The 12,365-nt window shown below is 73.0% G+C and carries 1 protein-coding gene and 1 pseudogene; both read left to right on the top strand.

Annotated elements, in window-relative coordinates:
• Positions 1 to 2,868 (top strand): SDR family NAD(P)-dependent oxidoreductase (locus ACFVH0_RS37715; RefSeq protein ID WP_385827812.1); only part of this gene is annotated, 2,868 nt, incomplete at its 5' end.
• 57 nt (positions 2,869 to 2,925) lie between these two features.
• Positions 2,926 to 12,357: pseudogene (locus ACFVH0_RS37710) on the top strand (type I polyketide synthase); the annotation flags it as partial.
• Positions 12,358 to 12,365: the final 8 nt, after the last annotated feature.

Below are 12,365 nucleotides of genomic sequence, written 5' to 3'. Positions count from 1 at the left end.
CGTGGTGGCATGGTGTCGGTCGCCCAGTCGGCGTCCTGGGTGCGGGAGAAGATCGCGGCCTGGGACGGCCGGATCTCCATCGCCGCCGTCAACGGACCCTCCTCCGTCGTCGTCTCCGGCGACCCCGAGGCCCTGGACGAGCTGCTGGCCGAGTGCCGGACCGACAAGATCCGCGCCCGCAAGGTGGACGTGGACTACGCCTCGCACTCCGCGCACGTCGAGGAGATCGAGGCCGAGCTGGCGAAGCTGCTCGCGGGCATCACCCCGCAGACCGGCGGCACGACCCTCTACTCCTCCCTCACCGGCGGGCTGCTCGACGGTACGGAGATGGGTGCCGGGTACTGGTACAACAACCTCCGCGAGACCGTCGAGTTCGAGCAGGCCACCCGCGCCGCACTCGCCGACAACCACTCCGTGTTCATCGAGGTCAGCCCCCACTCCGTCCTCGCGATCGGCCTCCAGGGCACCATCGACGACGCGGACGCCGAAGCGGCGACCCTCGGCACGCTGCGCCGCGACGAGGGCGGACTCGACCGCTTCCTGACCTCGCTGGCCGAGGCCCACGTCCACGGCGCGGCCGTCGACTGGGAGGCGGTCTACGCGAACACCGGCGCCCGCCGCGTGGCCCTGCCCACCTACGCCTTCCAGGGCACCCGCTACTGGATCGCCGACGAGATCGCCCCGCTCCTCGCGGCGGCCGCCACGAACGAGGCCGACGCCACCGACAGCGCCTTCTGGGACGCCGTCGAACGGGCCGACCTCCAGGACCTCGCCGAAACGCTCCGGGTGGACGGCGACGACGCCGAGCAGACCCTCGGCACGATGGTTCCGCTGCTGTCCTCCTGGCGCAAGCGGCTGCGCGACAAGTCCGCCACGGACGACTGGCGCTACGAGGTCTCCTGGCGCGTCCACTCCCAGCCCTCGGCCGGCCGCCTGGCCGGCGCCTGGCTGGTCCCGCTGCCCGCCGACCTCGCGGACGACCCGTACACCGCCGACGTCCTGAACGCCCTCACGGCCCAGGGCGCCGAACCGGTCGTCCTCGCCGTCGACGAGACCGACACCACCGACCCCGAGCTGCTGGCCGACCGGATCGAGGCGATCCTCGCGCCGGAACACCTCTCGCCCCCCACCGGCGTGCTGTCCCTGCTGGCCCTCGACGGCACCCCGCACCCCGACGGCCCGGCCGTCCCGCGCGGCTACGCCGCCTCCGTCACCCTGCTCCAGGCCCTGGGCCGGGCAGGGGTCCGCGCCCCGCTGTGGACCGCGACCCGAGGCGCCGTCTCGGTCAACATCGCCGACCCGCTCGTCGCCCCCTACCAGGCCGCCGTCTGGGGCCTGGGACGCGTCGCCGCGCTCGAACACCCCGACCGCTGGGGCGGCCTGATCGACCTGCCGGCCGCCTTCGACGAGCGCACCACCGCACTTTTCGCCGGAGCCCTGGGCGACTCGGGCCCGGAGGACCAGCTCGCCGTCCGCCCGGCCGGCACCTTCGTACGCCGCCTGCGCCGCCTCCCCCTCAAGGCGGCCACCGGCGACAGCTCCTGGCGCACCCGGGGCACCGTCCTGATCACCGGCGGCACCGGCGCCCTCGGCGGCCAGGTCGCCCGCTGGCTGGCCGGCAGCGGCGCCGAGCACCTGCTGCTCGTCAGCCGCCGCGGCACCGACGCCCCCGGCGCCGACGCCCTGCACGCCGAACTCACCGGCCTCGGCGCCCGGGTGACCATCGCCGCCTGCGACACCGGCGACCGCGACGCCCTGGCCGCCCTGCTCGACTCCGTGCCCGCGGACCAGCCGCTCACCGCGGTCGTGCACACCGCCGCCGTGCTCGACGACAGCGTCATCGACTCGCTGAGCCTGCACCAGATCGACCGGGCCCTGCACGCCAAGGCCCGCGCGGCGGTCAACCTCCACGAGCTGACCGCGGACCTGGACCTCAAGGCGTTCGTCCTGTTCTCCTCGTTCGGCGGCACCGTCGGAACTCCCGGCCAGGGCAACTACGCCCCCGGCAACGCCGTACTCGACGCACTCGCCCTGCACCGGCGCGGCCAGGGCCTGCCCGCCACCTCCGTCGCCTGGGGCGCCTGGGGCGGCGGCGGCATGGCCGACGGCGACTTCGGCGACACGCTCAACCGCCACGGCCTGCGCGAGATGCAGCCCGACCTCGCCACCGGCGCCCTCCAGCAGGCACTGGAGCAGAACGAGAGCAGCCTGCTCATCGCCGACATCGACTGGGAACGCTTCTACACCGCGTTCACCGCGATCCGCAGCAGCCCTCTGCTGGAGGACATCCCCGAGGTCCGGGACATCGCCCGCGCCATGGCCGAGGCGGGCAGCGGCGCCGAGCCCTCCGAACTCGTCCAGCGCCTGGCCGGCCTGACCGAGCAGGAGCAGGAGAACGCCCTCGTCGAGCTGATCCGCGAATGCGTGTCCGCGGTCCTCGGCTTCTCCGGCAACGAGGCCGTGCCGGTCAAGAAGGCGTTCCGCGAGATGGGATTCGACTCCGTCACCGCCGTGGAACTGCGCAACAGGCTGTCCTTGCGCACCGGCCTGAAACTGCCGGTCACCACGGCATTCGACTACCCCACGTCCAAGACTCTGGCCGCGTTCATGCGCGAACAGCTACTCCAGGACGGTGAGGCCGCGGCGACCGCCGCCCTTGAGGAACTCGACCGGATCGAGGCCGCGATGGCGTCAGTCGGTGCCGACAACGTCGGCCGTACCCGCGTCCTCCTGCGCATGCAGGCGCTCGTCGCCAGCTGGCAGGAGGAACCGCGCGGGGACGTGCCGGCCTCGGCAGCGGCGGAGATCGACTCCGCCTCGGACGACGAGATGTTCCAGCTGCTCGGCAAGAAGTTCGGCATTTCGTAACCGCTGCCCAGCGCGGCAAGGTCACGCCAAGGAAAGGACGTCAGGGTGGCGAACGAAGAGAAGCTCCGCTACTTCCTCAAGCGGGTGAGCACCGATCTCGACGCGGCGCAGGAGCGCCTGCGCGAGCGGGAGGCCCGTGACACGGAGCCGATCGCGATCGTCGGCATGAGCTGCAGGTTCCCCGGGGGCGTACGCACCCCCGCGGACCTGTGGCGGCTCGTGTTCGACGGCACCGACGCCATGGCGCCCTTCCCGACCGACCGGGGATGGGACCTCGGATCGATCATCGACACCGACTCCGACCAGACGGGAACCTCCTACGTCGCCGACGGAGGATTCCTCGACGGAGTCGCCGAGTTCGATCCGGGGTTCTTCGGGATCTCGCCGCGCGAGGCCCTGGCGATGGACCCGCAGCAGCGGCTTCTCCTGGAGACCTCCTGGGAGGCCTTCGAGCACGCGGGCATCGACCCCGAGACCGTACGGGGCAGCCAGGTCGGCGTGTTCGCCGGGACGAACGGCCAGGACTATCCGCTCCTCCTCGTCGGCAACCAGGCCGGCCTGGAGGGCTACCTCGGCACCGGCAGCGCGGCGGCCGTCGTCTCCGGCCGCATCTCGTACACGATGGGTCTGGAAGGCCCGGCGGTGACCGTCGACACGGCCTGCTCGTCCTCCCTGGTCGCCCTGCACCTGGCCGCCCAGGCGCTGCGCAACGGCGAGTGCACCATGGCACTGGCCGGCGGCGTGACCCTCATGGCGACCCCGGGCATGTTCATCGACTTCAGCCGCCAGCGCGGCCTCGCCACCAACGGCCGCTGCAAGGCCTTCGCGGACGCCGCCGACGGCACCGGCTTCTCCGAGGGCGTCGGCATGCTCCTCGTGGAGCGGCTCTCGGACGCCCAGCGCAACGGCCACGACGTCCTCGCCGTCGTACGGGGCTCCGCCGTCAACCAGGACGGTGCCTCCAACGGCCTCACCGCCCCCAACGGGCCCTCGCAGAAGCGTGTCATCCTCAAGGCCCTCGACAACGCGAAGGTCTCGGCCGACCAGGTCGATGTCGTCGAGGCGCACGGCACGGGCACGACACTGGGCGACCCGATCGAGGCACAGGCCCTGCTCGCCACCTACGGCCAGAACCGGCCCGAGGACCGCCCGCTGTGGCTCGGCTCGCTGAAGTCGAACATCGGCCACACGCAGGCCGCCGCCGGTGTCGCCGGGGTCATGAAGATGGTCCTGGCCCTGCAGAACGGCGTTCTGCCGCAGACCCTGCACATCGACAGGCCCTCGACCCACGTGGACTGGTCCGAGGGCGACGTACGGCTTCTCGACGAGCGCCGCGACTGGCCCGAGACCGGCGCCCCGCGCCGGGCGGGCGTCTCGGCGTTCGGCGTCAGCGGGACGAACGCCCACGTGATCCTGGAGCAGGCTCCCGAGGCCCCGGAGGTTTCGGGGGATGCGGGTGCTTCGGGCCCGGTGGTCGGGTTGTCGGCGGTGCCGTGGGTGCTGTCGGCGAAGTCGCCGCGGGCTCTGGAGGCTCAGGCGGGTCGTCTGCTGGCCCGGGTCCGTGATGATGCCGGTCTTTCGGTGGCTGATCTGGGGTATTCGCTGGCGTTGACCCGGTCGCGTTTCGAGTGCCGGGCCGGTGTGGTGGCCGGTGGGCACGCGGAGTTCGTGGCTGCGCTGGAGGCGATCGCCGCGGGTGGTCCGGCTCCTGGTGTGGTGCGGGGGGTTGCGGCGGACTCCGAGGTGCGTCCGGTGTTCGTGTTCCCGGGTCAGGGTGCGCAGTGGGCAGGCATGGCGGTGGGGCTGTTGGAGTCCTCGCCGGTGTTCGCGGCGCGGATGACCGAGTGCGCGGCGGCGCTTGAGCCGTACGTCGACTGGTCGTTGCTGGACGTCGTGCGCGGCGTCTCGGGTGCACCCGGCTTCGACCGGGTGGATGTCGTCCAGCCGGTGCTGTGGGCCGTGATGGTTTCGCTGGCGGAGGTGTGGCGTTCGTACGGTGTCGAGCCGGCGGCCGTGATCGGTCACTCGCAGGGTGAGATCGCTGCTGCGGCGGTCGCGGGCATTCTGTCGCTGGGTGATGCGGCGAAGGTGGTGGCGCTGCGCAGCCGGGCGATCATCGCGCTCGCGGGTCGTGGTGGCATGGTGTCGGTCGCCCAGTCGGCGTCCTGGGTGCGGGAGAAGATCGCGGCCTGGGACGGCCGGATCTCCATCGCCGCCGTCAACGGGCCTTCGTCCGTGGTGGTTTCGGGTGACCCGGAGGCTCTGGACGAGCTGGTCACCGACTGTCTGGCGAACGAGATCCGCGCCCGCAAGGTGGACGTGGACTACGCCTCGCACTCCGCGCACGTCGAGGAGATCGAGACCGAACTCGCTCGTCTCCTGGCCGGTATCGCCCCGCAGGCCGGCGGTACGCCCCTCTACTCGTCCCTCACCGGGGCCCTCCTGAGCGGTACGGAGATGGGCTCGGGTTACTGGTACAACAACCTCCGCGAGACCGTCGAGTTCGAACAGGCCACCCGCACCGCCCTCACCGACGGGCACTCGGTCTTCATCGAGGTCAGCCCCCACCCCGTCCTCTCCCTCGGCCTCCAGGGCACCATCGGAGACTCGGACACGGACGCCGCGACCCTCGGCACCCTGCGCCGCGACGAGGGCGGACTCGACCGCTTCCTGACCTCCCTCACCGAAGCACACTGCCACGGCACCACCGTCGACTGGGCGGCCGTCTTCGCGAACACCGGCGCCACCCGCACCACCCTTCCCACCTACGCTTTCCAACGCGCCCACTACTGGCCGGACTCGCCCGCCGCGACCCTGGTCGAGGCCATCGACCCGGACGACGCCGCCTTCTGGGAGGCCATCGAGCACCAGGACCTGGACGCGCTCGCCGAGACCCTCGGACGGGTCGACGAGCCCACCGCGGCCTCGCTCGAAACCGTGCTGCCCGTCCTGGCCGCCTGGCGTCGCCACCGCCGCGAGCGCTCGGCCTCCGACTCCTGGCACTACCGGGTCACCTGGAAGCCCCTCCCGAGCGCCCTCGAAGCCACACTGACGGGCCGCTGGCTGCTCGCCGTACCCGCGAACCTCTCCGCCGACGACACTTCGGTCGTCGAGACCGTCGCCGAGGGCCTGGCCCGGCACGGCGCCCGGGTCGCGCGCGTCACCGTCTCCGGCAGCGCCCCCGACCGCGAGGAACTCGCCGGACTGCTCGCGGGCGACTGGAACCTGACCGGGGTGCTCTCCCTGCTCTCCCTGGCCGAGGGCGCACACGGTGACCACCCGGCCGTGCCCGCCGGACTGGCCGCCGAACTCACCCTCGTCCAGGCCCTGAACGACGCCGGCGTCGAGGCCCCCCTGTGGTGCGTCACGCACGGCGCGGTGGCCGTCAACGGCGCCGACACCCTGCTCGACCCCACCCGCGCCGCCATCTGGGGGCTCGGCCAGGTCGCGGCCATCGAGCAGCCCGCCACCTGGGGCGGCCTGGTCGACCTGCCGGTCGTCGTGGACGAGCGTGCCGCGGACCGGCTGGTGGGACTCCTCGCCGGACGCGACGGCACCGAGGACGAGTTCGCCGTACGCACCGCAGGCGTACTGGCCCGCCGCCTGACCCGCGCACCGCTCGCCGCCGACGCGGACGAGTGGTCACCGCGCGGCACCGTACTGATCACCGGCGGGACCGGGGCCCTCGGTGGACATGTCGCCCGCTGGCTGGCCCGTAACGGAGCCCAGCACCTCGTACTGACGAGCCGCCGCGGCCTGGACGCCCCCGGCGCGCCCGAGCTGCGCGACGAACTCACCGCCCTGGGCTCCTCGGTCACCGTCGCCACCTGCGATGTCGCCGACCGCGACGCGCTGGTCTCCGTACTCGCGGAGGTTCCCGCCGAGCACCCGCTGACCGCCGTCGTCCACACGGCGGGCGTGCTCGACGACGGCGTCCTGCCCTCGATGAACCCCGAACGCTTCGCGAAGGTCCTCGACGCCAAGGCGACCGCCGCGACCCATCTGCACGAGTTGACCCAGGACCTGGACCTCGACGCGTTCGTCCTGTTCTCCTCGCTGGCCGGGACGTTCGGCAACGCGGGCCAGGCCAACTACGCCTCCGCCAACGCACTGCTCGACGCCCTCGCCCAGCACCGCGTCTCCCTCGGTCTCCCGGCCACCTCCATCGCCTGGGGCGCCTGGGGCGGCGGTGGCCTCGCCACCGACCCGCTCATCGCCCAGCGGATGGAGCGCGGCGGCATGCCCGTCATGGACCCCGAGGTCGCGGTCGCCGTCATGGCCAAGTCCGTCGCGGCCGGCGACGCGTGCGCCGCCATCGCCGACGTCGACTGGGCCGTGCTCGCACCGGGCCGACTGGCCACCGGCCGGGCCGCGCTCATCGGCGACATCGACGACGTACGCCGGGCCGCCGCCGCGTTCACCGCCCCGGCAGCCCCCACCGCCGGCACCGACGCCACCGGCGTCCTCGCCGCCCGGCTGGCCGAACTCTCGCCCGCCGACGGCACCCGGATGCTGCTGGACCTGGTGCGCGGCCAGGCCGCCGCGGTGCTCGGCCACAGGTCCGACGACAACGTGCAGCCGGGCAAGGCGTTCCGGGAGCTCGGCTTCGACTCCCTGACCGCCGTCGAACTGCGCAACCTGCTCGCCGCCACCACCGGGCTCCGTCTGCCGGCCACCCTGGTGTTCGACTACCCGACGCCCAACGAACTGGCCGCCTTCCTGCACACGGAGCTGGCCCCCACCGCAAGCGCGGCGGCTGCCGCCGTCGCGGCCCCGGCCCTCGCGGCCGACGCCGACGACCCCGTGGTGATCGTGGGCATGGGCTGCCGCTTCCCGGCCGGTGTCAGCTCGCCCGAGCAACTGTGGGACCTGCTCGCCACCGGCACCGACGCGATCTCGCCGCTTCCGGGCGACCGCGGCTGGAGCCTGGAGCAGTACTACGACGCCGACCCGAACAAGCCCGGTGCCTCGCACGTCCGCGAAGGCGGATTCATCGATGCCATCAGCGAGTTCGACCCCGCTTTCTTCGGGATCTCGCCCCGCGAGGCCCTCGCCATGGACCCGCAGCAGCGACTCCTGCTGGAGACCGCCTGGGACGCCTTCGAGCGGGCCGGGATCGACCCGACCTCGCTCAAGGGCAGCCGCACCGGCGTGTTCGTCGGCACCAACGGCCAGGACTACGCCAACCTGCTGATCGGCTCCACCGAGGGCGTCCAGGGCTATGTGGCCACCGGCAGCTCCGCGAGCGTGCTCTCCGGACGCATCGCCTACACCCTCGGCTTCGAGGGCCCCGCGGTCTCCGTCGACACCGCCTGCTCCTCGTCGCTCGTCGCGCTCCACTGGGCCGTCCAGGCACTGCGGACCGGCGAATGCGAACTCGCCGTCGCGGGCGGCGTCACCGTCATGTCCACCCCGGGCGTGTTCCTGGAGTTCAGCCAGCAGGGCGTGCTCGCCGCCGACGGACGGGTGAAGGCCTTCGCGGACTCCGCCGACGGCACCGGCTGGGGCGAGGGCGTGGGCGTCCTGCTCGTCGAGCGGCTGTCCACCGCCCGCCGCGACGGCCACCAGGTCCTCGCCGTCGTGGCCGGCTCCGCCGTCAACCAGGACGGCGCCTCCAACGGCCTCACCGCCCCCAACGGCCCCTCCCAGCAGCGCGTCATCCGCCAGGCCCTCGCCAACGCCGGACTGTCCGGCAGCGAGGTCGACGCGGTCGAGGCGCACGGCACGGGTACGACACTGGGCGACCCCATCGAGGCACAGGCGCTGCTCGCCACGTACGGCCGGGAGCGCACCGAGGGCGGGCACCCCCTGCTGCTCGGCTCGATCAAGTCGAACATCGGCCACACCCAGGCCGCCGCCGGTGTCGCGGGCGTCATCAAGATGGTCCTGGCCATGCGCCACGGAGTGCTGCCGAAGACCCTGCACGTCGACCGGCCCTCCAGTCGGATCGACTGGGAGGCCGGCGCGGTCGAGCTGCTCACCGGCAACCGGGACTGGCCCGAGACGGGCGACCGCCCGCGCCGCTCCGCCGTCTCCTCCTTCGGCATCAGCGGCACCAACGCGCACGTCATCCTCGCGCAGCCCCCGGCCGAGCCGGAGCAGGACGCAGAGCCGGCCACGACGCCCGGGGTGCTGCCGCCGCTGGTCCCGCTGGTGCTGTCGGCCAGGTCGGACCAGGCGCTGGCCGGCCAGGCCGAGCGGCTTCTCGCCCGGATCCGTGAGGACGGCGGCTCCTCGCTCGTCGACATCGGCCACTCGCTCGCCACGCACCGGGCTCAACTGGAGCGCCGGGCCGCCGTGGTGGCGGCCGACCGCGCCGAACTCCTGCGCGGCCTGGAAGTCCTGGCCGCCGGAGAGACGGCCGCAGGCGTGGTGAAGGGCCAGGCTGCCGCCGGTCGTTCGGCGTTCCTGTTCTCGGGTCAGGGTTCGCAGCGGTCGGGTATGGGCCGTGAGCTGTACGAGGCGTACCCGGTGTTCGCCGATGCGTTCGACGCGGTCTGCGCCGAACTCGACCGGCATCTCGATCAGCCGGTCAAGGGTGTGGTGTTCGGTGGGTCGGAGCTGATCGACCAGACCGTGTACACGCAGGCGGGGTTGTTCGCGGTCGAGGTGGCGCTGTTCCGGCTGCTGGAGCACTGGGGCGTGACCCCGGACTACCTCCTCGGGCACTCGATCGGTGAGCTGGCCGCGGCGCATGTCGCGGGGGTCTGGTCCCTGGAGGACGCAGCCGCGTTGGTCGCCGCCCGGGGCCGTCTGATGCAGGCACTGCCCACCGGCGGGGCCATGATCGCTGTCCGGGCGACGGAGGCAGAGGTTCTGCCGCTGCTCACCGAGGACGTTTCGATCGCCGCGATCAACGGACCGAATTCCGTGGTGATCTCGGGTGGCGAGGACGCCGTACTGGCCATCGCGTCCGGCTTCGGGAAGACGAAGCGGCTGCGGGTGAGCCACGCGTTCCACTCGCCGCGCATGGAACCCATGCTGGCCGAGTTCGAGACGGTCGCGGAGGGACTGACGTTCCACGCACCGCAGATCCCGGTCGTCTCCAACCTGACCGGTGAAATTGCCGGTGAGGAGCTTCTGACGGCCGATTACTGGGTGGACCACGTCCGCCGGGCGGTCCGCTTCCTCGACGGAGTACGCCACCTCGAAACCCAGGGCGTCACGACGTACCTGGAGCTCGGTCCCGGCGGCGCCCTCGCCGCGATCGGTCAGGACTGCCTCGTCGACCCCCGCAAGAAGGTACTGATCCCCGCCCTGCGCAAGGCCCTCGACGAGCCGCGCAGCGTCATCGGCGCGATCGCCGCCGCACATGTGCACGGTGCGCCCCTGGACTGGAGCCGCTTCTACGCCGGAACCGGCGCCCGACGCGTCGACCTGCCCACCTACGCCTTCGACCGGCAGCGGTACTGGCCGCAGTCCCCGGAGCAGCCGGTGGCCCCCGCTCCGGCAGTCGAGCCCGCCGGGCACGCGGTCGACACGGCGCTGTGGGAAGCCATCGACTCCGGCGACCTCTCGGCCCTGCTGGCCGGAATCGGTCTGACCGGTGACGTACCGCTCAAGGACGCCCTGCCCGCCCTGTCCAACTGGCGCCAACGACGCCGTCGGCAGGACGTCGTGGACAACTGGCGTTACGAGGCGACCTGGCAGCCCTTCGCCGCCCCCACGTCCGGCGCCCCACTCTCCGGCCGCTGGCTGCTGGCCGTCCCCGCGTCCCTCGCGAGCGGTGAGACGGCCGAGTGGGCGGCCCAGGGCCTGAAGTCGGCCGGTGCCGAGGTGGTCCGGCTGGAGCCCGGCGCCACCGACCTCTCCGCGTACACCGACGCCGTCGGCGTCCTCTCCCTGCTGGGGCTCGACGACACAGCCCTCGAACGGGGCGTGGCTCCCGGCCTGGCCGGAACGCTCGCCCTCGTCCAGCGGCTCGGCGAGGCCGGTGTCCAGGCGCCGCTGTGGGCGTTCACCCGGGGCGCCGTCTCCACGGGTTCGGCCGACCCCCTGCGCAGCCCCGCGCAGACCCAGGTCTGGGGTCTGGGCCGGGTCGTCGCCCTGGAACACCCGAAGTGCTGGGGAGGTCTGATAGACCTGCCCGAGGCCCTCGACACCGCGGCCTGGGACCGGGCCGCAGCCCTCCTCGCCGGGGCGGACGGCGAGGACCAGGCCGCGATCCGCGCCGAAGGGGCGTACGTACGCCGAGTGGTGCGCGCCCGGACCGGCCCGGACTCCGGCTGGACCGTACGCGGCACCGTACTGATCACCGGCGGTACCGGCGGGCTCGGCGCCAGGGTGGCCCGCTGGGCCGCCGCCGGTGGCGCCGACCGTGTCGTCCTCACCAGCCGACGTGGCACGGACGCCCCCGGCGCTGCCGAACTGTGCGCGCAGATCGAGGAGTCGGGCGCCCGCGCCACGGTCGTCGCCTGCGACGCGACCGACCGGGACGCGCTCACCGAGCTGGCCCGCTCGCTCCGGGCCGAGGGCACCCCGGTCCGTTCCGTGGTCCACACCGCGGGAGTCGGACAGGCCACCGCCCTCGCCGCCATCACCCCGGAGGAACTGGCCGGCGTCCTGGACGCCAAGGTGACCGGCGCGGCCAACCTCGATGCCGTCTTCGCGGACACCGACCTGGACGCGTTCGTCCTCTTCTCCTCCATCTCGGCCACCTGGGGCAGCGGCTGGCAGGGCGGCTACGCCGCCGCCAATGCCTACCTCGACGGCCTCGCCGAGGAACGCCGCGCCCGCGGCCTGGCCGCCACCTCCCTCGCCTGGGGCCCCTGGGCCGGCGGCGGTCTCGCCCAGGGCGAGGCTGTGGAGCAGCTGGAGCGCCGGGGCCTGACCCTGATGGACCCGGACACCGCCGTCGCCGCCATGGACCGGGCACTCGCCCTGGACGAGGCATGCGTCACCGTGGCCGATGTGGCCTGGGAGAGGTTCGCCCCCTCGTTCACCGCACTGCGTGCCAGCCGGCTGCTGAGCGAGCTGTACGACCCCCGGCCCGGCGGCCGGGCCACGGCGGACACCGACCAGGCTCCGGAAGGGGCCCAGGAAGCCTCCGCGGCCCTGCACGCACGGCTGGTCGCCGCACCGGCCGACGAACAGCGGCGCATCCTGCAGGAGCTGGTGAGGGCCGAGGCCGCCCAGGTACTCGGCTACGCCTCCGCCCACGCGATCGAACCGGACCGGGCCTTCCGCGACCTCGGATTCGACTCCGTGATGGGCATCGAACTGCGCAACCGCCTCAACGAGGCGACCGGGCTGGACCTCGAATCGACGATCGTCTTCGACGAACCGTCCCCCGAGACGCTCGCCGAGCGCATCCGCCACGAACTGCTGCCGGACACGGCCGCCGGGGCGGACGACCCGGACGGCATCCCGGCCGCCGAACCGGCCGGTGAAGAGCGCGTCGACGGTGACCGCACCGACCGCAGCGACGAGATCAAGGCCATGGACGTCCAGGAGCTGATCCGCATGGCAATGGAGACGAAGAGCGCATGAGGGCGCGA

Source organism: Streptomyces sp. NPDC127117 (assembly GCF_042677325.1).
In the GTDB taxonomy this organism is placed as follows: domain Bacteria; phylum Actinomycetota; class Actinomycetes; order Streptomycetales; family Streptomycetaceae; genus Streptomyces.
This window is presented reverse-complemented; position numbering and strand designations above follow the sequence as displayed.